The organism is Pseudomonas sp. Emmai, from assembly GCF_055179735.1.
Map to the genome: position 1 here is coordinate 3,668,724 of NZ_CM143685.1, position 23,889 is coordinate 3,692,612.

27 protein-coding genes are annotated in these 23,889 nt (G+C 55.1%); 1 reads left to right on the forward strand and 26 read right to left on the reverse strand.

Going from position 1 to position 23,889, the window contains the following annotated elements; genetic code table 11:
- Position 1: 1 nt before the first annotated feature.
- The 15 genes from ACY4LX_RS16790 to ACY4LX_RS16860 all read right to left on the reverse strand — a co-directional run bounded on the left by ACY4LX_RS16790 (position 2) and on the right by ACY4LX_RS16860 (position 13,946).
- Positions 2–1,507, reverse strand: a complete 1,506-nt coding sequence (locus ACY4LX_RS16790) for a conjugal transfer protein TraG N-terminal domain-containing protein (RefSeq protein ID WP_463257109.1) — start codon at positions 1,505–1,507, stop codon at positions 2–4.
- Between the two features lie 17 nt (positions 1,508–1,524).
- Entirely contained in the window at positions 1,525–1,851 is a 327-nt protein-coding gene (locus ACY4LX_RS16795) for a hypothetical protein (protein WP_463257110.1), read from the reverse strand.
- A gap of 2 nt (positions 1,852–1,853) precedes the next feature.
- Entirely contained in the window at positions 1,854–3,257 is a 1,404-nt protein-coding gene (locus tag ACY4LX_RS16800) for an integrating conjugative element protein (protein WP_463257111.1), read from the reverse strand.
- Positions 3,254–4,156 carry a TIGR03756 family integrating conjugative element protein gene (locus tag ACY4LX_RS16805; RefSeq protein ID WP_463260608.1) on the reverse strand — a complete coding sequence of 301 codons (903 nt, stop codon included), beginning with the start codon at positions 4,154–4,156 and terminating at the stop codon, positions 3,254–3,256. Before ACY4LX_RS16805 ends, ACY4LX_RS16800 begins: the two co-directional genes overlap by 4 nt.
- Before the next feature lie 209 nt (positions 4,157–4,365).
- Entirely contained in the window at positions 4,366–4,875 is a 510-nt protein-coding gene (gene radC, locus ACY4LX_RS16810; RefSeq protein WP_463257112.1) for a RadC family protein, read from the reverse strand.
- A gap of 477 nt (positions 4,876–5,352) precedes the next feature.
- The gene (locus ACY4LX_RS16815; protein ID WP_463257113.1) at positions 5,353–6,276 is read right to left on the reverse strand and encodes a hypothetical protein; all 924 of its coding nucleotides are present in this window, start codon (positions 6,274–6,276) and stop codon (positions 5,353–5,355) included.
- Between the two features lie 59 nt (positions 6,277–6,335).
- Positions 6,336–9,206: a conjugative transfer ATPase gene (locus tag ACY4LX_RS16820; protein ID WP_463257114.1), complete on the reverse strand. Its 2,871-nt coding sequence runs from the start codon at positions 9,204–9,206 to the stop codon at positions 6,336–6,338.
- The gene (locus ACY4LX_RS16825) at positions 9,206–9,634 is read right to left on the reverse strand and encodes a TIGR03751 family conjugal transfer lipoprotein (RefSeq protein ID WP_463257115.1); all 429 of its coding nucleotides are present in this window, start codon (positions 9,632–9,634) and stop codon (positions 9,206–9,208) included. Before ACY4LX_RS16825 ends, ACY4LX_RS16820 begins: the two co-directional genes overlap by 1 nt.
- A complete protein-coding gene (locus ACY4LX_RS16830) occupies positions 9,612–11,036 on the reverse strand; it encodes a TIGR03752 family integrating conjugative element protein (RefSeq protein ID WP_463257116.1) in 1,425 nt (474 codons plus the stop codon). Before ACY4LX_RS16830 ends, ACY4LX_RS16825 begins: the two co-directional genes overlap by 23 nt.
- Positions 11,026–11,916 (reverse strand): TIGR03749 family integrating conjugative element protein, encoded by an 891-nt coding sequence (locus ACY4LX_RS16835; RefSeq protein WP_463257117.1) that lies wholly within the window; start codon positions 11,914–11,916, stop codon positions 11,026–11,028. The genes ACY4LX_RS16830 and ACY4LX_RS16835 overlap by 11 nt, the downstream gene beginning before the upstream one ends.
- Positions 11,913–12,596, reverse strand: a complete 684-nt coding sequence (locus tag ACY4LX_RS16840; protein ID WP_463257118.1) for a PFL_4703 family integrating conjugative element protein — start codon at positions 12,594–12,596, stop codon at positions 11,913–11,915. Before ACY4LX_RS16840 ends, ACY4LX_RS16835 begins: the two co-directional genes overlap by 4 nt.
- The gene (locus ACY4LX_RS16845) at positions 12,593–12,991 is read right to left on the reverse strand and encodes a TIGR03750 family conjugal transfer protein (RefSeq protein ID WP_463257119.1); all 399 of its coding nucleotides are present in this window, start codon (positions 12,989–12,991) and stop codon (positions 12,593–12,595) included. Before ACY4LX_RS16845 ends, ACY4LX_RS16840 begins: the two co-directional genes overlap by 4 nt.
- A 12-nt stretch (positions 12,992–13,003) precedes the next feature.
- On the reverse strand, positions 13,004–13,336 hold the full coding sequence (locus ACY4LX_RS16850; RefSeq protein ID WP_463260609.1) for a TIGR03745 family integrating conjugative element membrane protein: 333 nt from the start codon (positions 13,334–13,336) through the stop codon (positions 13,004–13,006).
- A gap of 44 nt (positions 13,337–13,380) precedes the next feature.
- Positions 13,381–13,614 (reverse strand): TIGR03758 family integrating conjugative element protein, encoded by a 234-nt coding sequence (locus tag ACY4LX_RS16855; RefSeq protein WP_463257120.1) that lies wholly within the window; start codon positions 13,612–13,614, stop codon positions 13,381–13,383.
- Positions 13,611–13,946, reverse strand: a complete 336-nt coding sequence (locus tag ACY4LX_RS16860) for an integrative conjugative element protein, RAQPRD family (protein WP_463257121.1) — start codon at positions 13,944–13,946, stop codon at positions 13,611–13,613. Before ACY4LX_RS16860 ends, ACY4LX_RS16855 begins: the two co-directional genes overlap by 4 nt.
- Before the next feature lie 199 nt (positions 13,947–14,145).
- Here ACY4LX_RS16860 and ACY4LX_RS16865 point away from each other — a divergent pair, with 199 nt between their 5' ends.
- Positions 14,146–14,511: a histone-like nucleoid-structuring protein, MvaT/MvaU family gene (locus tag ACY4LX_RS16865; RefSeq protein WP_463257122.1), complete on the forward strand. Its 366-nt coding sequence runs from the start codon at positions 14,146–14,148 to the stop codon at positions 14,509–14,511.
- A gap of 69 nt (positions 14,512–14,580) precedes the next feature.
- On the opposite strand, the gene ACY4LX_RS16870 is transcribed toward ACY4LX_RS16865, so the two are convergent.
- From ACY4LX_RS16870 to ACY4LX_RS16920, 11 genes are all read right to left on the reverse strand, one after another.
- Positions 14,581–15,330, reverse strand: coding sequence for a TIGR03747 family integrating conjugative element membrane protein (locus ACY4LX_RS16870; RefSeq protein ID WP_463257123.1), 750 nt, complete (start codon positions 15,328–15,330; stop codon positions 14,581–14,583).
- A complete protein-coding gene (gene traD / locus ACY4LX_RS16875; RefSeq protein ID WP_463257124.1) occupies positions 15,327–17,465 on the reverse strand; it encodes a type IV conjugative transfer system coupling protein TraD in 2,139 nt (712 codons plus the stop codon). Before traD ends, ACY4LX_RS16870 begins: the two co-directional genes overlap by 4 nt.
- A gap of 2 nt (positions 17,466–17,467) precedes the next feature.
- Positions 17,468–17,893 carry an integrating conjugative element protein gene (locus tag ACY4LX_RS16880; RefSeq protein WP_463257125.1) on the reverse strand — a complete coding sequence of 142 codons (426 nt, stop codon included), beginning with the start codon at positions 17,891–17,893 and terminating at the stop codon, positions 17,468–17,470.
- The gene (locus tag ACY4LX_RS16885) at positions 17,890–18,462 is read right to left on the reverse strand and encodes a lysozyme family protein (protein ID WP_463257126.1); all 573 of its coding nucleotides are present in this window, start codon (positions 18,460–18,462) and stop codon (positions 17,890–17,892) included. The genes ACY4LX_RS16880 and ACY4LX_RS16885 overlap by 4 nt, the downstream gene beginning before the upstream one ends.
- The gene (locus ACY4LX_RS16890) at positions 18,447–19,169 is read right to left on the reverse strand and encodes a TIGR03759 family integrating conjugative element protein (RefSeq protein WP_463257127.1); all 723 of its coding nucleotides are present in this window, start codon (positions 19,167–19,169) and stop codon (positions 18,447–18,449) included. The genes ACY4LX_RS16885 and ACY4LX_RS16890 overlap by 16 nt, the downstream gene beginning before the upstream one ends.
- An 8-nt stretch (positions 19,170–19,177) precedes the next feature.
- A complete protein-coding gene (locus tag ACY4LX_RS16895; protein WP_463257128.1) occupies positions 19,178–19,822 on the reverse strand; it encodes a hypothetical protein in 645 nt (214 codons plus the stop codon).
- Positions 19,819–20,340 (reverse strand): PFGI-1 class ICE element type IV pilus protein PilL2, encoded by a 522-nt coding sequence (gene pilL2 / locus ACY4LX_RS16900; protein ID WP_463257129.1) that lies wholly within the window; start codon positions 20,338–20,340, stop codon positions 19,819–19,821. The genes ACY4LX_RS16895 and pilL2 overlap by 4 nt, the downstream gene beginning before the upstream one ends.
- A 186-nt stretch (positions 20,341–20,526) precedes the next feature.
- A complete protein-coding gene (locus ACY4LX_RS16905) occupies positions 20,527–20,829 on the reverse strand; it encodes a hypothetical protein (protein ID WP_463257130.1) in 303 nt (100 codons plus the stop codon).
- A gap of 183 nt (positions 20,830–21,012) precedes the next feature.
- A complete protein-coding gene (locus ACY4LX_RS16910; RefSeq protein ID WP_463257131.1) occupies positions 21,013–21,444 on the reverse strand; it encodes an STY4534 family ICE replication protein in 432 nt (143 codons plus the stop codon).
- Positions 21,445–21,572: 128 nt separating this feature from the next.
- Positions 21,573–21,983, reverse strand: a complete 411-nt coding sequence (locus tag ACY4LX_RS16915) for a hypothetical protein (RefSeq protein ID WP_463257132.1) — start codon at positions 21,981–21,983, stop codon at positions 21,573–21,575.
- A 232-nt stretch (positions 21,984–22,215) separates the two neighbouring features.
- The gene (locus ACY4LX_RS16920) at positions 22,216–23,454 is read right to left on the reverse strand and encodes a DNA cytosine methyltransferase (protein ID WP_463257133.1); all 1,239 of its coding nucleotides are present in this window, start codon (positions 23,452–23,454) and stop codon (positions 22,216–22,218) included.
- Positions 23,455–23,889 lie beyond the last annotated feature (435 nt).

The window sequence follows — 23,889 nt, forward strand, 5'->3', positions numbered from 1 at the left end:
TCTACTTGATCAATCTCTGGGCGAGTCCAGCACCTTGCCCCCCAGCTGTTTTCGCATCTGATACACCTTGGCTCAGACCCTGAATCATTCCTCCAGCTCGTATGCCAACCCATGACAAAGCGGTTATCCAAAATGTCGGGAGAATCAAAAACATTGTTGCCATCACGAAGTTCAGCAGCATGTCGCCGAACGAGTTGTTGATGCCCATAAGCACGTTGAAATTGCTATGCGGTGAGTTCCAGCCGTACAAGGTGTCGAGGATGGTGCTGTCGATCCAGCGGGCCAGTTGAAACCAGAAGTCGACGAAGAAGAGGGCAAACTGCACGCAGCTGATGGTCACCAGGGCTTTGAGTTCGTAGGTGCCAATGACCAGGATCAGCGGGATGCAGATGGTCAGTGCCATCTTCAGGAATGACAGCACCATGGGCAGAGCTTGGCGCACGACGTCCATTGCGGGGAAGAATGCCATCGAGCCGGCCGTAAGGCCCAGGTCGGAGGCTGCGCGTGCGGTTATGTTCGAGGCGGACATGTCGATCTCACCACCATAGCTGGTGTAGACCTGGCCTTGGTTCAGCGTTTGTTGACGGGGGGAGACGACGGAGCGAATGACGGCGTCGTCAGCGTCGGTTTTGCTGACGAAGCGCGCCCAGTTGCTGAGGCGGGTGAGCAAGCCGGGGTCTACTTGTTGCACGAGCCTTGCTCGTAATCCGACGCTGGCGTCCGACCACCATTGGCGGCAAGTTGGGTAGCCACCACCACCGGGAACCTGCGTCAGCCCCGCATCTCGAGTTGAGTTGAAGGGCCAACGGCTGCGAGGTGTTTTGGAATGATACCTATCATAGTAACCGCTGATGTTGACCAGCTGTTTTGACCCAATCCAGTTGATGTCGTCCATCTGTTCGTCGGTGAGGTTGGGACGGTTCATGAACATTCTGGCGCGGGCGGGGCCGTAACAGTCTTGGCTGAAGTCAGCCACTTCCTGAGCCAGGATCGGGTCGTCGATGCGGGCAGCGTCAATGTCCATCCTCATTTGTCGCAAATCCGTTCCGCAGGGGATTGCCGCAATGGACCCACCGGTGATGGCCTTGGACAATGAGTGCATGAAGAACCACCACACAGGCACTTTTGCGCTCTGGTTGTTGAGGGTGGTAAAGGTGTTGGACCAACGGGTGTCTTGCGGTTTGGCGACGCTCACTTGGCATTGCGAGGACCGGGTGCTGTCGAACTCGATGGTGTTCAAGTCCACCTCGAAGAAAGGGATACCTGCGAACATGATGACCACGATCGCAGCCCAAACCCGATTCTCGATGCGCAGTGAGGATAGGACACCTTTGTTGCCCTCATCGGCGCCTTCGCTTCTCGCCCTGAGCCACTCTTGCAGAATGATGGCAAGGAAGGGCAAGGCGAACACGCCGCTGGCAACGAGCAGTTCCCAGATACCGTTGTTGACGATCCACCCGACTAGCGTCAGGTAATACTCCAGGTAGTCATTGGTATAGAGCGTCATGGGATCGTCCGTGGTCGTTAGCGGAGGCCGTGCAGTTCGAGCAAGGCAATGGCCGCCACGGCTGCGAATTCTGCGCACAGCAGGCGTTGATGCTGTTGGGGGGAGAGTCCTTCGGCGTTCAGGCGCTGACGCATCCGGTACCAGCCATAAGCGGTGGCGCCGTATAGGGCCAGACGCCAGATCAATAGCGCAGTCGCCTGAGACTTCAGCAAGTGACTCCAACTGTTCATGCCATTGGCCTCTTCAATGCCCAGCAGGCCAATGATGACGATCACCAGAATCGTTAGTGCCGCCCAGAAGATGACCAGCGCTTTGGGTGTTCGATGTGCGTGAGGTTGTTTCATGGTTACTGATCCTTGGGTGTTGCTTGTTGGATCAGGTCCAGACGGTTGCGCACCGGGTCGCCCTGGTAGACGCCACGCGAGCCAGCTGCTCGGTTACTTTGGCGCTGGATCAGCATCATCGGCGAGTTGCCTGCCAATGTGCGGCGCAGCTCGAGTTCGGTTTTAAGGCTGTTGATTTCCTGTGTCAGGGCATCACTTTCGGTGTTGATGGCCTGCTGAGCCAGTTCGTTGGCCGCAACGTTAGGTTCCTTGCGTCCGGTCAGCAGGGTGCGCTGCAACAGGAGTGCTTTTTCCAGGACGCTGGAGAGCGCCACCTCGGAGGCAAGGCGTCTTGCTAGCAGGTCTTGGTCAGGTTCATCGCGTAGCGCTTCGATCACGCCGCGGGTGATGGGCAGCGATTGGCTGCTGGCTGCCATCAGGTGTTCTGCCGAGGTGGGCTTGCTCCCGTTCAGCAGCGCTTCCAGGACTTGGAGCTTGGCGTCGTACTCTTCCTGGATGAGTGGTGTAAGGCCCACTCCAGCTTTGGTTTGAGTTTTGGTGCAGTTGTCGCAGGTTTGGTGTTCGCGCTCACCCATCACGCGAGTTGCCCAAGTCTCCGCTTCTTGGGGGGACGACCAGGTCTGACAGCTCAGTCGATTGCCGCAGGAGTCTTTGGATATAGGGGCGCGATCATCGACGTTGCGACCATTGAGCAGGTTGAAGCCAGCCCGGGTGACATCGGAAACCACTTTGATGGGGGGTTGTCTTTTTCCCCCGGCCGAGTTGCCACCGACCCAAGGCACGCCGTTGTTACCTCGCTGCGTCTCGGCCTGTTCTACTGCCGCGACTGCGTCATGACTTTTGACCGTGTTGCTGAGCGCCATGCCTTCGGCCAATTCGCCCCAGCCGAGTTGACCGCCAGCGACATTGGCCATGCGTTCGGCGACGGCTCGGCAGGTTGATTTAGAACGATCGAAATCGAGTCGTGCTTGCAGGATTCCGTTGGTGAGCAGGTTGTACAAACCGGGGTCGGCTCGTTGGATAATCAGTGCTGGGAGGGAGGCCATGGCGCTGGTTGCGTTCTGGATCACGGTACTCATCATCGACTTAAAGCCTTTGGTGGCACCGTTCAGTTGATTTTGCACAGTGGTGTCCAGGCTCATGTCGCCGCAGATCAGGTTGGTGTCCCAACCGGCACCGACTGTGATGCTGTCCATGGTGGCCGCACCGCTCATAGACACGGCGCGTCCTCCGCCGATGCTGTAGAGCACTTCGTCGCCGATCACCGATCCGCTGTGATTGATACCGTCCTTGTTCAGTTGGGTTTGTGCGGCGTGTACGGTGGTGGCTGAGAGAAGCAGGGCGGTGATCAGGATTCGGGTGCTTGTGAGTCGTGGTGTCGAAACGTGCAGGTCAGCAATTTTCATTCGTTCGCTCCTGCGAAATCTGTACTTCCTAGAAAAAGTTGTCCCTTACGTTCGCAGCAGCTGTAGGGCCGCCAGAGGGCCCAGGCGTAGTCGCCTCGTGGGGATTGAACGTGAGGGAGGTTGTTTGGAAATACGGCGCAGGTTTGAGATTGACTGGGTGTCAGTTCCTGCCATTTTCCGCTGCCGGGGTCGCTTTCTTTCAGAGGGCCAGCTGGCCAGTAACCATCCTGCTGGGTGCCCAGCAGTGGTTGGTAAACGTGGATTTGGCCGCGACGCGTGACGATATCGCCGGCTCTTTGGGCAACCACAGCGGCGCTTTTGTAGTCGTCGACGCCATGCAGGAATCCACCTCGCGGGTAAACCGCTCCCCACAGGTTTGCACTGGTCCGACTGCCGATCTCTCTTACACCTGGAGTCAGTGCTTCTGGGAACACCAGCTCGGGGATGTTGTTGCGCCAGGCGATGCTGTCCAGCGTGCTCAGGAAATAGGGCATGAGGATCTTGCCGGCACCCGGGCAACTGTAGCCGGACTGGCCTGCGAACTGGCTGAATGTTGCGCCACCAGGATGGCCGATGACGTCGGCATTTTTGAACTTGGAGAGGTCGTTTTCGTGGCTGATGCCTGCGTTGCCATCGCCGCCACCGCGCGCGTAGGCATTTGGCGAACTCATGGCGTTGACTTCGGACCAGGGATTTTCCCCTGTGCTGCTGTAGCTCGATACCACCGCGTCAGGGACGTAGTGACGAATCTTGGGGGAAGTTTCGACTTCGCACCCGAAGTTGGTGCAGTAGAGCCAGTAGCAGATGCCGACCACGCGATAGGCGATGCAGTCGGGGGAAAGGCTGGAAGCGGTGATCGATGCGGTGTTGATGGCGGATGCTGACGGTGGAAGTCCCATTGCTGTAGCAACGGCGATGAAACGGAAAGTCTTCGAGTGGCGGAGGGGCATGGTTTGATCCTGCGCATAACGGTGTGCGCAGTGAAGCAGTGGTGGGACATGTCTTCCTGTCAAAAAAGGATTTGGTGCATCTCCCTATTGATTGGCCTTTTGTAGGGCAGAAAAAAGCGCCCTGGAGGGCGCTTTGATAAAAATTACAGACGGCAGCTCTAGCTAACCCTTTTTCGGAGCAAACCAGCTTCTGCGAAGGAGTAAGGCTCACCTTCTCCGATGATGAAGTGGTCGAGAACTCTCACGTCAATCTGTTCTAACAGAGTAACCAGGGCTGAAGTGATCTCTAGGTCACCTCTGCTCGGGTTTTTGTCTCCGGAAGGGTGATTGTGAGCAAGGATAACAGCTGCGCAGTTGTGTTTGAGTACCCGTAACAGAATCTGTCGTGGATACACTCTCGTGCAATCTATCGTGCCGAAAAATAACGGCTCATATGCAAGCACCCGGTGACGTGAGTCGAGGAATAGAGCAGCGAAGACTTCGTGGGGTTCACGTGCTAGTTGTAGCCGTAAATATTGACCCACCTGTTCTGGGTTTGCGAGGTAGGTGCCGCGCTTGAATAACCGTTTTTCAAGAACCGTAATGGCCTGTTGGACAAGCTCGTCTTCTAGACGTCGGCTCTTAGATCTTACTTTTGGGGTGCCGGCGTTAGGAGAAGTATTTGTCATCGGAAGCTCCTGTGACGAAAAAGGGCTTCCGCCCTCAAGGTCGGAGCCCTCAGGGAAGATTGTGGGGGGCGACGTGACGCGCGCCTTGGAGTAGATGCATCCTCCATCGTATGTGCGATGGCTGTTCGCAGGCTGGATGCGGGGCGAATGGTAATGGTCAACTCAGCAGAGCTAAGCCGTAGCCTTGAAGACCAGGGCTACCTAGGAGTAGTGCTGACTAGGCCAACTAACTACTACATGCTTTCCAGATGATTGTTGCGCAGGTTGATACGGTAGTCCGTACATAATCCGAATGACTCCAGCCCCCCTTTGTTGCTGGTGTTCATTTCTTGCTTTCTCTGAAGGTGAAAGTACCTCGCCGCATTTCAGAAGCTGGCAACGCCGATCGTGGAGTCGCCAGGGTCGCTAAGTCGCAAGCAAGCGGTAATTGCTGAGGTTCAGGAGTCTCTTCAGACACTTAGCAGATAGTGCTAAACGTTACTGAAACGTCACTCGCCAGGACGCTCGTTCGCGTAGAGACTTCAGCGTTGGGGAGCGAAGAAAATTCCAGGTTGAGTAAAACTCACTTGTGGATAGCTCCTCCAAACGGTTGAACGTAGGTGCCTTTGCAACAAGCGCGTCGTAGCGACGGATGAATCGAAACGCTATTGGCTCCAATGTAGCGTCGCTGAGCATGTTTAGAATCCAGATTTTTTCATTGTCCGGCAGTGGTCCGACCAGAACGCTTTTCAGGTACTCGCAAGCATAAAGTCTGTCGCCAGATTCTGCGCGTAGGAAATACCCATCGAGGTGGGAGTATTTGTTGGCAATACATGAGTGGTGCTTTCGCAACAGCGTTAGAAGGATCTTATAACAATCAGATTCGGTTTCCTCAACCAACACGGCCCACGGGTCGCGATTTTGCTTCTTGAGATCTTCCACGATCCTATCAAGCTTGAGGGAGTCGGCTCGCTTGAATATGGTTGAAGCGAGTCCCGAATCCTCAGCCCAATCAATCAAATCCGCGGGTGGTAAAGCAGAGACAGGTGTTGGGCAACGTTTCGCCCATGAGTCAAACCAATCAGCCTCCTTAAGGGAAAAGTTGACTGGCAAACAGAGATACCAATTTTTAACTTGAAAAACCTTGGAGCCAGCGGCGGTAGTATATGAGTCACGAATTTGCTGCTTTTGTGAGTCACCAACGCCGTCAATAAAATATTTGCACTGGTAAACATCAATCGGGGCCACTCCGAGGTCGCCTACGTATATATCAATGCCTCCATCCCCTTGACTAGCTCGTATGCCTCGGACGTTTTTTAAAGGATTTTTAACCCGAATAATTTTCTCGCACGCAAGCTCAAAGGCTGCGCGAGCCCCCTCTACGTTGCCGTGTATGTAGATGAGGTCGGACCAGCTCGACATATTGATTCCTTTCAAACGCAGTGAGTATTTAGCTGCCTATTCTGAATGGTGCCACCTGCTCATGCAATTCCAAGACATCCGAAGCAAGATCCCTCAGAAGACAGCGGTTCGATTCCCCGCGCCCGGTCAATGTTTTCGGCCATCCGAATTGCCGCATCCAGCTCACTGAACCCATACTCCTGCATGAGTTTGAATCGCGCGGCTTTCTCCTCGGGTTCAGTCATGGCCATGGCCAGGTACAAGCTAGGAGGTACGACACGGAAGAGTGCTTCCATGGACTTGGAGAGCACGACACCTTCGCAGTATTTCCCAGCCTCTTTGCGTGCGGACATCATCATCGCCTTTTGCGCTGGGCTGAGTTCCCTGAAGCGAGCGATTTTCTCCACCTCATCGGGTGGCATGCTTAGGCAAATCCACCACTCAATCATGTTGAGCATTGGTTCGGCGGCTTTGGGTAGGTCGTCGAGGTTCTGTGTGGCCAGCCAGAACCAGGCGCCCAGTTTTCGCCACATCTTGGTGATCTTGACCACGTAGGGAGAAAGCAGCGGGTTCTTGGTGATGATGTGTCCTTCGTCGGTGACGTTGATGATCGGACGCCCCAAGAACTGATCACGCTCGGCGATGTTGTTGACGGAGTTGAGCAGGGACAGGTACGCGATGGAGAGTTGGGCGTTATAGCCCTCGCGCGCGAAGGTGGCCAGGTCGACAATGGTGATATCAGCTTCAGGCCAAGGCGTGCCTGGGCGGTTAAACAGCTCACCATCAACGCCCTGGCAGAACAGGTCCATTGCTTCAGCCATTTCCAGAAGGCGAGTTCGCCGCGACTCTGGCAGCCCATTGTCGCTACCGCGCTCACGCAGAGCATCACGAACATCCTGGGTCAGTACTGATCGATGCTCACTAGCACAGCGTTGGGCTGCGTCTAAAATGCTTTGTCGAATCAGGCTGCGATCAGCTCGGGTCAGTCGCGCTTCTTCTTTCTCTTCACCCCCGGTGATCATCAATCGAGCCGTGATCTCCAGTTCTCCGAGGACATCACGCTGTTCGTCGCCAGCGCCCTGTGCGTTTGACTCGTCCAGTTGATCGGCATCCAGCGTCTCGATCTCTTCAGGCGTTTCCACCAGCCTACGGGCGTCAGTGAAAGGTGCCAGGCTCACTCCGGAGCCGGGCGAAAGTTTGATGTGGTGGACACTTAAGCCCAGTCGTTTAGCGAAGTCTGCAAATAGACCGAATGAATTTCCTGCTTCGACGATGAATAGCCTTGGGCGATAAATGGCGGTGATCTGGTTCAGGATGTAATTAAGGGTGGCGGACTTACCAGCCCCAGTGGGGCCGAACAAAAACAAGTGCGCATTCATCTGTCGGTCCAGCCTGTTGAGCGGATCGAAGGTGAGGGTGCCTCCGCCACGATTGAAAAAGCTGATCCCCGGGTGTCCTGTGCCCTGACTGCGTCCCCAAACAGGGGCAAGGTTGGCCGCGTGCTGGGCAAACATCAGTTGGCTGTACCACTGACGTTTGTCCTTGGCGGGGTTAAATACGCACGGCAGCCAGCGCAGATAGCTGTTCAGCGGCGCCACTTCATCATCTTCGCGAACGGGCTGCAGTCCTGCGTTAAGCATCACGTTGGCTAACTGCATGCCCCGGGCGTCCAGTTCGGCAATGTCCTTGCCACGTATGTAGAAAGCGATGGTGGCTCTGTACAGCTTGTGGGAGCTCCCAATGATGGATCGAGCCTGGTGCACGTCTTGGCGAGTCTGTTCAGAAGCGAGGGTCTCACCAACTGACTTTTTACTCAGGTGGTTAAGGTGCGATTCCAATACGTCTTGTGGCGTGGCGATCAGCGTCAGGCACATCATTGTGTCTTCGGGCATCTGGTCAAAGTAGGTATTGATCGCGTCCCCTTTGCGCGTCTCACCTGTCAGGTGTCCTGTGTTTGGAGCGTTGCGTAGTCGATCCATCAGCATGACCCGGTGGGGCATGCCGTCGAAGTACCAGGCGCCTTCAGCCACATCGGATCGCGGCTGACTGAAGAATAGGCGCTGCGAGAAGTCGGTACCGCTAGCCAGCTCAATCTCTCCGGTCTCCGATTCTTTGGGGTAAGCGGTCAGTTGGTAGAAACGCTCACGATCCACCGCCGAGGAGCCCAACAATGTTGGGTTCGGATTGAACCAACGCAGTAACCAATCATGGATGTTGGCAGCGTTAAGCCGCCGTGACTTGATGCCTGCGCTAGTGAGGCCGCCAGTCAGTCGCTCGCAGACATTGCTAAGTGCTTGTTCTGCAGATTGTCCACGTCGTGTAGCAGGTGAGGCAGGGGAGCGCCTGTACACCACCATTCGCACACGTCGGCTCTGACCCCGCCAAGGCAGTCGGGTGAGTGTGGTGTCTTCGAAGAGGCCACCAGGTTTGGCGACTGCCTTCAAGTGGTGAGCGAAGAAACGTAGGTAGAATTCGCTGAAGGCACTGTCACGGGCCCGAGGTTGGATGTATTGCGTGAGCGATTGGAGGTACTCGTCCCAGTTTGTTTCATCCTGCGCATAGAGTTGCACCACCCAGGGATTATTGTCGAGCTCGTCGAAGCTGTCCTGGAGAACGTTTTCCAGCCTATCGCGCGCTTCAAGTAGCCAAGCGTTTTCTCGGCCTTCGGTGCCCAGCGGTGTTAGTTCAAAAAACGCAGCGACGGACGTACCGTCCTCCAATAGAACGCTTTGTGATTGAGGCAAATATTCAACCCAAGGCAGTCTGTCTACGAAGGAGGGCGCGGTGTCGTAGAAGGAATGCTCATCGGCCTGTGTGACGGGGCTTCTCTGCTGTTTACCGGGTTCGGAAATTCCGTTTTCGGCCAGTTGATTGACGTGCCGGTCCCAAGCGTCAGATTCAACCGATTCGCTCGACTCGACCTTGCGTTTCAAGACAGAAAACCAAGCCATCAGTAATCCTCCAAGCGTTCACCAGGCATGGCGTATTGCACGCGTTGGTACAGTGGAAACACCGTGCTGTACCCAGGCACGGGTACTGGATCTGTTCCGGCCCAATGCGGGAAGATGTACATCACCAGGTCGGGGTTAGGCAGGCGATGAAACTGCCGCTTGATTTCGTTTTGCGCGGTTCGGGTATAAGGCTCGCTAGTGGAGGGGGTCATAGGTTCGATCAGAGATCGTCTTAAAGACTGGCGGGCGTCCAGCAGCTGTTGAGATGCCTGCCCATGTTGGGTGCCTCCGTTCGTTTGCTGGTTCCAGACATCCATCATGGTGCTGCCGTTGTGGCTGAGAAGATCTTCGGTGTTGGTCGCACAACCGGCCAGCATCAGCGCCACCAGAGGGGCGGCGGTTGTCTTAATCCAAATCTTGCGTGACATGGCGACCTCCGAGGGTGTGATCGACCTTGCGCCCCTTGGCGTCGTAATCGAGGGTGAGCTGTTGTTCGATGTGGATGGCAACCTGTGCGCCGGGCTCGACGTATACGGCAGCAAAGGCTTGTCCGTAGAGCTTGTTGACCCACTGCGACATGTCCTGCACGCCACTGGCGAGGATTCGTTCCATCGCCGCGTTACCGGAGATACCAACGCTGCCTTGCGACCCATTGCCGTTGCTGACATAGGTGGTACTGCCATCGGATTTGATTAGGGAGGCGGCGCCGGCGCCCGCGGCGGTTATCAGCGCTTGTGAACCGAGGTACTGCTGGGCGTTGCTACGGCGTTCGCCGCTGACACAGGGAATGCCGTGGCGGTCGCTGATCCAGCCCAGGCCTTCTGTAGCACCGGCATTTGAGGAGCTTTGGGAGTTTTCTTGGGAGCTGCTCCCACCTGGCAACGTTCTAATGGTGCCGTCCTGAAAGACGAAGGTGATCGACCGGATCTGCCCTCGTACACAGGACAGTGTCCAGTCTCCTGATGCAGTGCCACTTATGACAGCGCCAGCGACCTCAGGTAGGTCGATGCCATTGGCTGTGAGGTTGTCAGCACCGATCAAGACTTTGAACGGGTAGGGGTCATTGACGGTGCCGTCAATGGGGACACGACCAATCAGGGCTGTCATGGCGACCGACCCCATCAATGTTGAGTTTGAGGGGACGGTGTACATCGCTTTAGCCATTGGGGTATCTGAATTTCCGGATGCAGTTGCGACACTGTCAACGACGTTATCCAAGGTTCGTTGCGCAGGGCCGAATTGGGTCGGGTAGATGAACTCACTTTTCTGGGAGGATCCTGCTTCGTCCTTGGGTTTCGCATCATCAGGTTCAATCCATCGCGTGCTCTTCCCGAACCCTTTTCCATCTCCTTCTTGCAGTCCTAGGCCTACCGGTAGATCAAGGTCGTCTTCCTTCTGTCCGAGGCTATCAAGTCTGCGTTGAAGATCTTGGAGCAAGCCTTGGGTGTCTTGCTCTCCGATGTCAGCAGCTAACCGTTCTTCCTGCCATCGACGGCGTTCTTTTTCCAAGGCGTCCTGTATGCGCTGTTCAAGGGTGTCTTCGGAGTGGCGCAGTTGTCCTGCATCGCCATCTTGTCTCTGATCATTGCCGAGTGATTGTTTCAGCTCGCCACGTAGTTGTTTGACCTGCGCCACCAGTGTGGCAACGGTATCGTTCGACGTGTCACCTTCGATACCTAGCGCTTTCATTTCTTCCTGGGTGAGCAGATTCTCCGTGTCGCCTGGATTTGAGGACGAAGGCTTGTTACTGGGTAGTAGCTTCAGAAGGACGACAATCAGTAACGCGCCCATTGGGATCATCAACCATTTGAGCAATCCATTACTTTTCATCGCGAACCTCCGTGGCTGTCGCATCGTCGGTCGAATGGGGAAGATTAAGGGCTGCGTCTACAGGGCTAATGGTCGGCAACACCGATTGAGCCAAGCCGTAACCCCGGGTGGTTAGGTAAAGGACAGTGGTGTCTGATGACGTGCCCTTAAGGCCCAGGGTTTGATGCTGAAACGTGGCTGTCGCAAAGTCTCCTTGCAATAAACGTGGGTCGAGATCGACGACCTGATTGGTTTGATTGGTGAGTCGAATAGCAGTCACCCAGTAATTCTCCAGGCGCCAAGCTGCGAGTGGCTTGGCATGCACAGGTAAGCTGGGCAACAAGAGGTCGAGGGATAAGTCAGGAGGGAGATTGACCCGTCGAACTCCAGGCAGCGCTTCAACTGTGCGCAAGGGCGCATATAGATTTTGAGCCGCATAACGGGTCAGAACGACGGGAAGCGGTGTTTGGTTTGAGGTGGGTTCAGGGGTGGCATTGATGGAGGCGTCCGATTCCTTATGACGTATCGCGACAGGCTCCTCGACGATTCTGACTGGCTCTAGCTGCGCTTGTCCGCTCTTGGCAGTTTCCGCAACGATGTCCAAAAGAATCAGCTCACCGGTTGCAGCATCCTGAAGTTGCAATCGAGTGGGTTCGATTGGTTCATTGGCACGCAGATAGACCGTACCTGCCGCACTTTGAACCCGTAGTCTGTCGCCCATTGAAGCGGGTAAGCCCACGCGGACATTGCGCTCCACAAACACCACCCGTTCTTGCCCGACCAGCAGGGGCACTGCCAACGGGAGGCGTTCCCAGTGCATGACTTCTGTCGCATGGCTGGGGGGCATCGCAGTGAAGATAAGTGCAAAGCCTAGCGGAATAGAAAACAGAGCAGGCTTCATGAGATGTCTCCCAACGGGCGTTCTGAATGTCGATTTGCTGGGGGGGCAGATGCAGGAGCAGAGATGCGTTGAGGTGCCCCGTCATAGCAGTCCAGTACGAGGCCGAATGGGTTCAGCTCCGGATCGATGTCCAGGCGAACAACTTTGATGGGGTAGCGGACGAGTGCACGCTTAACCTGCTCGGTGCCATGGTATTCGTCTGCATTGACGTCCAGAGTGACGACCCAGTCCCGATCTGAAACGACTTTCACGCGAGTCTCTGGGTCGTCGCCGTAGCCGCGCCCGGGAATCTCATAAAGTCCCCGCACTCGCTTTCGAAGCTCGCCGGAGCGGCGTCGTTGTTCGTAGTCAGCTTGCAAATACGAACGGCATGCTGCTGTGAGATAGGCTGATAGGGACTGTAGGTTTCGGTTGTAATCTTCCTCGCCGTCGGTGGGCCAACGGTTTAGTTGTTGGAAGATGTAAAAGGTGAATGCGTAGACGGATTCAGGTGGAACTTCCCACCATTTTCGGGTACTGCCTGATCGCAAATCGGGTGGGACATGGATGGTGAGGTCGCTGGGAGCACTCCACCACCCCATACCCGCCACCAATACCAGGAAAAGCAAACCACCAGTGCACATGCGCAACGTTTTGACATGAGATTGCAGGCGCATGACTTCGTTCTTGAACCGGCTCATGCTCCACCTCGACGTGTTGACCAGTAGCCCGCGCGGGTGATCAGTTCCTGTGCTTTGAGCACATTGGCGAGGCTTGGGTATCGGCAAGCGACCCACCATTGCAGATGTCGATACAGCCAAGTCTCCGGCCGGCCACGCTTTTGCCTACGCAGTAGCCCTCCACCGATGAAAAGACCTGCGGCGATTGAAGCAACGATGGAGGTGGGGATCATTGCGATGCTCCCGGTTACCCAGGCAAACGGAAGGCCTAGCCCGAGTCCGGCCGTTGCTGACAGGCCTGTGCAGATCCAAAGTTCATCGGCTGTCAGTCCCCTGACCACGATGGGCTGACGGTTCAAGCGATGGGGTAAAAAGCCAACTGTGCCGTCAGGCACATTATCTTGAGTGAATTCCATGATGTGTCTTCCTCACAGAATTCCAGTGGCCTTGGTCAGCAGCCAGATACCGACGACCAGCATGACGGCACCTACGGCAATGCTAAGCCCGAACTGACCCCAGGTAGAGCGACCGGTATGGATCTCGGAGTAGCGTGTGTAGGCGTGGTAGCAAACACCGATAAACATTGAGGCTACCACCAGCAGTGCCACTAGCATGACGATGTCATAACCGTAGTTTTGCATCGTTTCCATAATGCCCTTGCCGGCTCCGCGGGAAGGATCTTCCATGGTTGGCAGTTTGCCTTTCGCTTGGGCGAAAGTTGGAAACGCCGCGGCAAAAGCAAAGGAGGAGGGGCTGAGCATCTTGAAGCGCGGGAAGTGCCAGATCATGTTGATTATCCATTGGCTTAGGAGAGAAGGAAAAAGGTCAGAGCGAGGTACATCGCTGCAAAGCGGGTAACGACCCCCATGAATTGCCGCTGATTGAGGCGTTGTTCGGCCCAGCCGCTATAAGCTGTACGGATAGCCCAAACACCCCACAACAAGAGCGCCGCGAACACTGCGGAAATCAGTAACGACGCTGTGGCGGATGTGGAAAATCCACTATTTGCTTGGAAGGCGGTTAGTTGTGCGGCGGTCATGGGGCGAGTCTCACTTCGTAGCGATATTGGCCATGGAGGGGCTGTGGATCGCGGGGTTGAGCACGCTTGGGAGTTAGATAGTCCTGAACACCGGAGCGGACTCGGCGTATGTCCATTCGTAAACGATCGTGATCGAAGTGGTAACGGTCCTGTTCAAAGGCCGGTCGGGCTGATAGTTGTGACGCCAATCGGTCGATGGCATCAAGCTGGCGTAACAGGAGCCCGAACGCATCGTGCTCTACCGACGCGTGTGATGAAGCAGTTAGTCCCGTGAGTATTACCACTAGCGTGATTGCCGAGATTTGTTGGATGCAACCAGTTGCCCTAATCATTTGAGCTCACCATGGCCGTTAGAGGTGGGCAAATGGTAGAGCTCGACAAAGTGATTACTTGAATGAATCAGACACTGGGCCAACCGTATTTTTTAACAGAGTTGTCTGGCTGTTGTTTTTGGAATTGGTGTGTCTAAATATTGCATTTGTCGATCTGTGCCTTCATTATGAAATCAGCATAAAAAACCTGAGGTGTAACATGTCCCGTCTCGCAGAGTTTCGTAAGTTGGAGCAGCAACTAGCCAGTCAAATGGCTGAGCTGGAACAGATGAAGAATGACTCGGGTCTTAAAAAAGAGATCGAGTTTGAAAAAAAGCTCCGTGCATTATTAGCTGAGTATGGGCATAGCCTAAAAGACGTCATCACTATGCTTGATCCGCATGCTAATCGTCCTGCGCGAGCAGCAGACACGCAGAAAGTTGCCCGCAAAGCGCGTGTGATTAAGGTCTACAAAAATCCGAAGACCGGTGAGACGATCGAAACCAAAGGTGGCAATCATCGCCAGCTCAAAGAATGGAAAACTGAGCATGGAAACGACGTTGTGGAATCGTGGCGTAGCCAGTAATTGCTGATCCTAAAAAGGGCCCGTCAGGGCCTTTTTTTAATCAGGTGTATTGCTAAATCATTCGTTTGTTTAAATATACTTTTTGAAGCTTCTCACCGTAATGCTCACTGCTAATCCAAGTAACGCAGCACATGGCAACAGAATGAAATGGGGGTTTACACTAACGGGCAATGACAGGTAAACAACCCACGGAAGCATCAAAATAGCACCCAGGCTTGCTTTGGCACGATGATAGACATAACCCGACTCCCGCCCCGCTGCAAAACGGCGCAGGTCCCTGGCAACCAACCCATCAACTAGCCCTACAAATGCGGCAACCACAAAAAGTGGAATGGTGAGCGCCAGTACCAACAATCGAATCAAAAACACCAGCCCTGTGAATGCAGTGGCTATCAGACCATTTTCCAAATGGGTGTAGAGCGCACCGACGTAGTAGCGAGTGTCGCGCACAGTGTCGCTTTTTGTCATACGCGCCCGTTGAGATGTGTTCCGTATCCAACTGGCGATACCCGTTTTTCCGAGTGCAACGTCGTAAGCAATCTCGACCAGTTTTTGGGCCGTACGTCCTGGTTCCTGCACCAACACACTTCGAGTGAAGTTGTCAGAAAGCTGGCTCAATTCGAACTCGAACATTCGTTGCGAATGCCGCCAGCCTTCCTCAGGCCAGAAGAAGTACATGCCTGCGCACTCGATCACAATGCTGAGCATCAGCGATCCCAGTAGTACACCGACAAATCGAAAAGGCAGCGTCACGAGGCTCATAAGCAGGCCTTGCTGCTGATCCTGCTGGCGGCGAGCTGTTGTGGCTGGATCGCTCATGAACCTGTCCGTTCCTGCTGCGGCGTTGTGCTGTTCTTATCTTGCAGGTCATCAGGCAGGTCCGCACTCTGATCCTGCATAGCCAATGGGCTCCACCAGTCGTTTGCGGCGACGTACCGTTTACGCATGTACCCGGCCATCGTTTGCAAATCCTTGGGCATGACCTCATCAGGATCTGGAGCGGGTAGGGGCATGCGGATTTTCCAAAGCTGCCCACCCTCGATCAACCCAAAGGCTTGACCCTTGGGCAACGCAACAACATGCGCCGGCTCAATCATCGGTACGCTGGTTGTTGTGACGCGGTCTTGGGTGTTTGAGGTGAAGGCGGTATTGCCATGCGGGTCTGAACTGTCCGTCGCTGCGCTCATGACTGAAGTCGCGTAGACATCTACGTTGGGCAGCTGCTTGGTAAGTAGCTCAGCCGTCGCTGTTTCGCGCACCCTCAGCATGAACAGGTTATTGAAGTTACCAATGACTTGACCTGCCTTGGCACGGCTGCCGATTCTCGCCTCGATGTCACTCTGGGTTTGGGTATAGGCCGTCACTTGAATGCCGGCACCACCGCCTTTGTTGATCATGGGGATGAACTCATCTCCCATCAGTTCGTTGAACTCATCAGCATGGACGTTGATGGGGACTTTATTGTCAGCCGAAGCTCCCGGAAGTCCGTCATCAACTCCGAATTTATAGATGTGCCCGGCGACTGACACCAGGTCGGAGAACATCGAGTTGCCAACGGCTGATGCGACCTCTGAGTCGGACAGAGCATCCAGCCCGACATAGACTACCGCGCGCTTTCGAATAACCTGCATCCAGTCAAATATCGGACGTGGATCTTCCAGGTCCATGTAATCCGGGGCCAGCAACTGAGCGATGTCGCCGGTGGTGAGCTTTTCCAGCAATGGCAGTAATGAGGCGACGATCTTGTCGAAGTACGTACGGTCATAGCGAACAGCTGACCGCAATCCGTCCAGCACGGGGTCATACAATCGCGCCTGTGACAGGTATTGCTCGATGGCTACAACGCGCTTCTCCCGCCCCATCATGTGCCGCGGGATGTTTTTCTCGTTGAGCTTGGCCTCGATCTGAACGATCACCTCCCAAGCCTTGGGCTCATGACGAGAGAAAAAGTGTGCGGCGTACTCAATGAACAGGGCATCGATATTGATCACGTGGCGTTGGATCAATAGATAGTCCGGACGTTGCCCCAGCTCTACCAGCGCCCGGGCGATAATGTTGACGAAACGCCAGGCAAACTCTCTGAACGCTGCGGAATTGCCTTCACCCGACAGTTGTCCCGCGATCCGAGAGGCAACCTCGGTGATTCGCCCGAACCGGCCGATAGCGTTGTATCGCGCCGAGATGGAGGGTTGGCCCAGGTGAAAGACGTAGAACTCACCGTCGCGCCCCGCACGTTTGGCTTCGACGTACATGCGTTTGAGCAGTTCCGCATCGCCCTTTGGATCAAACACAATACACACCTCACCGCGGCGAATATCCTGGGTGATAAAAAGTTCGGCAAGGCGGGTTTTTCCGACACGAGTCGTACCCAGCACCAAGGTATGCCCAACACGCTCGCCTAAAGGGAGGGTGACGTCGACCTCGTTTGGCTCTACGGCGTGCAGTCGAGGAAGGCCGCCCACTGGGGGTAAGGGACGCAAAGGGTTGAGCGCATTATCCCAGCCGGTTAGGCGAGGCAATTGACTGAGTGGATAGGGTGCGAACTCCAGACGCATTTCGAGCTTGCGCGCCATCTGATAGAGCTGAGATGGCTCGACGTACTTACTGAACTCGGGTCGGTAGGTCTGCATTAGTCGATGGGTATGGCGCTGATCCCAGCGAAAACCTCTGCCAACAAACAGCCGCTGATTGCTTACAGGGATTTCACGACTGGTCATGACGTAGCGCGGCAAGCGTCTCATCTGGCGGCGATACCGCAGTACAACATTGGCCTGCTTCAGTCGGACGGCGCCGAGTGAAGCACAGGCCAGCGCTGCTCCGACGCCAAGCGACGGGTTCAGTGCTAAGGACCATGGAGCAGCCAGGCAAAGTGTTGCAGCTGAACAACATGCTGCAACGCTGTACAACTCGACCGCCGGCCGCAACAGGGTTTCAACCGCGTGGTGTTGTGTCACGGCTACTGCTCAAGGCTGCTGGACGTGATCAGCACGGGGTAGTGTTTCAGTTTAAGCCGTTGTGCCAGGTCATCGGCCGATACCGGGGTGAGCGTCAGTCCCGGCGCGGTGCGTCGGAGGTTATCGAGTGCTGTTTTGGATTCGATGTTGATGACGAGGCCGACAGCGTTCAGCTTACGCAGCACCGGTAAACGCTGCTTCAGCCAAGACCGTGAACGAGCGTCATCCCCAATTAAAAAAAACGCCGGTAATCCGGTGGCGTTGAGGAGACGGCGCTCGACAAGGCCGGGAGTCAGCAGTGTTGATCGAACGGGTAGCATGTCCTCTTCGCTGTAGCGTATTTCCGCAACCGATGGTGCATTTTCTTGTGCAAGGCATTGGACGCTCAATATCCAAGCGACAAGCAAACTTGTTGACCAGAATTTCATGGTCGATTACTCCCTGTAGATTCAAGTTGAGTCAGGTGATCGCTGACACTTAATCGGTAGCGAGCTGCCAATGGCCCACCTGCTGGCCGGTGAAAACGTCCTGCAGCGTGCAACCAGCTTTCATCGACACGGTAGTGCTCGCGTAGTAGCGTCGCTGCAATAGCCAGGTTTCGATTTGGGCTGAGGACTTCACAGGGAAACTGGTAGAAGCGCTTTTGATAACCCAGATTAATTTGCGTCAGACCAGCGTCGATGCGTGTTGCGGGATGGCGTTTCAGGGCTTGAAGAAGGCCAAGACAGGCATAGCTACGGGTGGAGTAGTAATGCGCTGTGCCGGCAATGTTCAGCGTCCACGGCCAAGGCAGCCGCTGGCGGCGTAACGTGATGCCGCTTTCTTGCAACGCCACGGCAAATAGAATATTCGGTGGTACTCCCACTTTACGCGCAGCAATGCTGTAGGCCGGCGGAGGGACCTGCGCTGCTTGAGCAAAGGCGCAGGGAATCGGATCTAAAAGGATGCAGCCGACGAGGCGAAACAGCACCGTCTTTGGTCTTACTGACGTAACCATGTTCCATTGACCTCGCGCATTACAGCCGGCAGTTCTCCTTTCGCGCCGATTGACAACCAGCGCCCGCTGTCGTGATTGAGCGTGATGGTTCCGTCGCGGATTCTTGTTGGTTTGATGCCGATTTTTTGCGCCCAGTCGCGAATCCGCTTGTCGTTCTGCCGACTTCCCACCACGTAGAGATCGAACGGTGTGCCGTCAGTGTTCAGCTGTTTGACTCGTTGGTCGCAGCTGGGGCAGTCGAATTGGACGAAGATCGCGACTCGCTCTGCGGCCTTGATGTTCAGTGGGCTGCTCATAGGGGGCAGGTTGATCAGAGCCATTCCCGGGTTGCGTTCTATCCATGCTTGGTCGTAGGCACGCTGATAGGCCAATAGCTTTTCGACTCTTGCCGCTTCGGCTTCCACTTGCAGTCCTGCGTAGCGCTGACGTTCTGCTTCAGATTGAGCTTCGATGCCCAGTGCGCTTAGTGGATCGAGGTTGGGGGAGTAGGTACCGAGCGGTCCTTGCATCAACTCTCGGTATCGGTGGAGCTCATCTTCTTGCAGGCCCCACTGACGAGCCAGTTGTGGTTCGTTTTGCAGATCAGCTGCAGTGCGATTTTTGCTGACTGTTTCGATTGTGATTTTTGGGATTGATCCCGGGACCTGTGCTTCAGCATTTGTCATGAACGCCAAGGCCAACGCGGATATTAGAGAGAGTCTGGACATGCTGGCTCCTACCGAATGTTCAGCCGACGTGTTTCTTCATTGACGATGAAGACTGCTGTCTGGTCGTCGAATCCTTCAAGTTTCCATCCGTCCAGAGACTCGCCGATACGCATGACACGGCTTTGTTCCAGGGACTGAGCGCCGAGCGGGGCAATGGACAGGAAGCGCTCACCACCACGCAGTTCACGTCCGATGATCTGAAAGGTGGGGGCTAAGGGTTGCGGCGCTTTGCGCGCTTTTTGACTGGGTCTGCGGGGAGGCAAGGTTGGTGCGGGTTGCTGCAGCTTGGCTTCAAGCGCTTGGACCTGCAGTTTCAAAGCCTGTAGCTCCGCACTTGTCGCAGTTGTTCCTAGGGTTTTTCGAATGTCGTTTACGCTCAGGTAAAAGGCGTCATCCAACTCGTTGAACTCGGTTTGAGTGACCATTTTTGGTCCCGGCTGTGCACTGATATCAGGTTGTTCAAGAGCGATCACTCGATCATCGAGAAGCTTAAGTTCTGTAGAGTCCTCATGTGCTCGGGTTCGTTTCTCCAAATTCGACAACCACAGTTGGTGAACAATTAACCCATGTACGGCTAACGACAAGCATCCAGGTATTGCCCAGCGTGAAAGAAACGCGCGGATCTTTGAGGTCGAAGCAGTTGCATAAATCATGGATTGGCCTCCTTGGTCACATCGGTCAATGGTGAAGTCTTCATGGGGGAATGCTCGTCTGCCGGGACGAAACAGATTTGGCGAAGCCGCTCATTCGCCTGCAATGCCCATGCGGGTCCCCCAAGAGTTTTCAGGGCATCTCGCAGCACCATCGGGCCGAGACTCAAATGCGCAGCCGGAAGGGGGAGATTGAACAGCGTCGCTATTTGGGGTGTGCTTTCGCAGAGCTGGTAGCCCGAGCGCATCAACACGTAGCGCAACGCATCACCCACGGAGACGGACCAAACTGAGGGAAGATCGATATCCACGACCTGGAGCAGAAGGTTTCGCTGCGCACTTTCCGGCGCGAGCTCGACCAACGTGTAACGACCATATCGTTGGACGGGGATGCACGTATCTACGGGCTCAGAAGCAGTGGTTTCTACAGGTTGGGTTGGCTGTACTACTGAGTTGTTGCAACCTGAGAACACCAAACTGCTCAACAAAATGACGGGGGCGAAACGGTGGTTAGGAAGCATGTGTAGAGTTCCAGATTGAAGTCCTAGAAACATCGCAGGCAGCAGGAAGGCTGGCAGTTACCAATCAGGAATGCACAGTGCTCACATTCAAGTGCTCAAAAGAAAAACGGCCTCCGAAGAGGCCGTGTAGAAATGGATCAGCGTGATTAAAAGCTCGAGGTAAGAGCTACCTTTTCCTCAAGTGGATTAATATTCGTCAGGCAGTAGCAACGTGGTAACGCTTCGGTCTGCTTCGGTGATGATCCAGAGCTTTAACTCCGGTTCAATTTCATAAACAGACATCAGCCTGGCACCAAATTTCAACGCATCTGCATTTGCCTGGTGGTCTTCCTCACAAATATCTCCCCAATCGCCGCTGAGATGACGACCGAAGTAATGAAATGGATTTATTTTGTGGGAGCGAAATAAGGCATCAGCGCCGACGGTGAATACTAAGGCTCCACATTTGAACAGTGGCTCAAATGAAGGGCCGGCCTTAAGGATTATCATGGTCAGTTTCCTAGTCAAAATGGGCCATGACGCCCCCTCGGGAGTCATGGATCCCGAGGGTGTGTAAGAAGGCGTAAAGCCTTCAGATGTGTGTAGCAACAGCGAAAAGCAGTTCCTTAGCGAAACGTCATATCAATGTGTAGTGGCGGATTCTCAGCGCGATGTCGAAGACTTCGGCTTCCTTCATGGTTCAACCGTGCCATCGTTGTCATGACTTGGTGACTCGTGTTTATGCACGAGCTCACCATCGACCTTGATCCAGTTCACCACGAGCAGTCGGGCCTTGAGGCTGACCCCTAGTTCACCTGCATGTTTACCTTTGGAATAAGTGAAGGTGTCTGCCCAGAGATCACCGAGGCGAAATCCGATCAGAACTTTGCGCTCCGCCTCTACAGCCTGAGCGCACCGGCGAACCAGTTGCTGAGCTTCAGAACCCGATACCCGGACATCGAAACGGCGGTATTCCGGTGAGTCAGTTGGACCATTGAGCGCCGCAATATCGCAGGCGAGGAACGGGTCACCTTTCTTCGGTTTCACTTCGCGAATGCGATTGAGATAGCCCAGTCCGGTGATATGAAGATCGAAGTAATTACTTTCCGAATGTGCAATGCTCATGACGTGCCTCCAGGCTAGAGAGAGCAAATGGAGGCACCCATCCCAAAGGGCTGGATTGCCCCCGAGGGTTAGTGGATCGCAGGATCCAATAGACAATGTGAGTGTTGTTTCAACGACAGATTGAGGCGTTACCAGGCATGGTGGTGCATCACCAATGACGCAATAACATCGCGTCGTTCTGGGTCAAGAACGCCCAAATCGGCCAACCCCTTAACACCTACTTGCTGAAGGAGCGTGCTGCCTTCATCGGTGTCGTAAAAGCTGACCAGCGCAGCGAGGAATATTCTTTCGTTGTCGCTCAGAACACTGATGGTGTTGTTGATCATGAGCAGATTAGGACGCAGGTCCCATCTGCAGTTGGCTTTGTTCAAACCTATCTGCGTCCCATCGCCGAAGAAGGTTGGGCCCGCTAATGCGACGCCTTGCTTCCAAGCATACAAAAACGCAGCGGCAGTGCCTTCAAAGTTGGCCGGTACTTGTTCGTGTAGCCTACGAGACTGGGAAGGAGAGGACAGCTGAGAAACAGTGCAAGTGTTCATTTGGATGCGTTCCTGAATATTTGGAATATGCGCTTAAGTCCTAATGGGATAGGCGCGTTGAATGACAGGCATCGACGCCCTCAGGGCGTGCGTCCGCAGAAACGATGCGTAGCGGACTGGCATGGTCGACGTGATTTCCCACGTCGCAGCCCTGAAGACCTCGGCTGCCTGGGCAGGCACTGATTGGAGTCAGTGATGCGTAGCCAAAGACTGTTCCTCGAGCCCAATTCTGTCAGCGATGAATACCGTCCAGCACTGACCCTGATTGCGGTAGCGCGCAGAGAATCCGTTTGCCGAGCCAGGTCAGGCAAGGTACGGCGATGCTGTTTCCTACGGCCTTGTATCGAGGACCATCGGCGGCCATCAGCATCCAGCCATTTTGGGTGGCATCCCACAGATCGATCGGACGACTGCGGCTGATGCGTCTTGTTGTATAGAACCGTCGGGGTATTCGGGTGTAGTCAGGAGGTAAGCCCTGCAGCCGCTCGTATTCTTTCGGAAGCAGGCGTCTGACCTTACGAGTGAGCCAAGGAACAACAGGGTGGCCTCGTCCAGTCCCATCTTCACTGGCGTCGAAGCCCTCGGCCCTCAAGCAATGCGTAACGTCACCAGTGGCACACACGACGATGGCGGCTTCGTGATTACAGGTCAGCGTCGGGCAGCACTCCAATGTGGCTTCTGCGCCAGCTTGGCCGTGCGCCATGCCGTACGAGCTCGCAAAAACGCGTAATCCGACTATGCAGCCACTGCCCGTAATGCCTGCTCCAGTGCCTGAGGCAGTGATCGGCGTCGGTGTTCGGTCCGGCGGAGTATCCCGGCGCAGGCCCTCTGACTCAAAAAGTACCGCTGCGGGATCGAAACCTGCTCGAGCACTTGCGACAAGGAACACACGGCGGCGTCGTTGGGCCACGCCGAAATATTGGGCATCCAGGACCCTCCAAGCGATTGTTCGTTGGGGGCCACACACAACACCTGCGTTCGACCACGTCTGCCTTGGCGGGTGAAGCTCGTCCTCTTCCCCCGCAAGCGCTGCGAGAAAGCATCCAAAGGCATTGCCTTTATCACTGAACACTCCAGGAACGTTTTCCCAGACAACGATGGATTCTGGTTCATTTCGGCTGGTTCGTACTTGGTCGATGGCATTGGCTAAATCCACGTATTTGAGGGTCAGGGCGCCACGCGGGTCGGCCAGACCTGCACGAAATCCAGCAACGCTGAAGGCTTGACAAGGTGTACCTCCTACGAGGATCGGTGGGGCGGGAATGGCTTCATTTCGTACTTGGTCGGCTAGTTGCCTCATGTCTCCGTGGTTTGGAACATCGGGGTAGTGATGCGCCAGTACCGCACAAGGAAACGGTTCGATCTCGGAAAACCAGGCGGGAGTTATTCCGAGCGGTTGCCACGCGACATTGGCGGCCTCGATACCGCTGCAAACGCTGGCGTACTGTAGGTGGGTTGTAGGGTGGTTCATTGGGTAAGGCCTTCTCTGTTGCACTTCAACTTCCAAGACAGAGCGTTGCCTGGAACGGTGCGTTTTTTGGGGGGGAAGACTGAGGTGCCGAAGGCATGGCCTTCGGCTGAAACAGAGAAGCCACCAGTGGGCTGCGTCGGAACTTGGCGGTCGTCATTGCCAGTCGCCTTGACAGCCTTTACACCCGACCCTTGTCGTGGCGAGGGCCGGCATCGTAAGGCACACATCCGCGTACAAAAGGAACCCGTTGTTTGACCGGCGGGCGCCGGCACTGATTACGGTTCACCCAAAGGGTCTCCTGAGTCGCTCTGGTTCAAAGCGTTCAGGGGACCTTTCAGGAAGAACCCGTATGGATTCGAACTTGGCTGCATAGGGCAGTAGTGAGGAAGAAATCCTTCTCGTCTCCGGCTAGATGAACCGGGCAGACGCGCACGC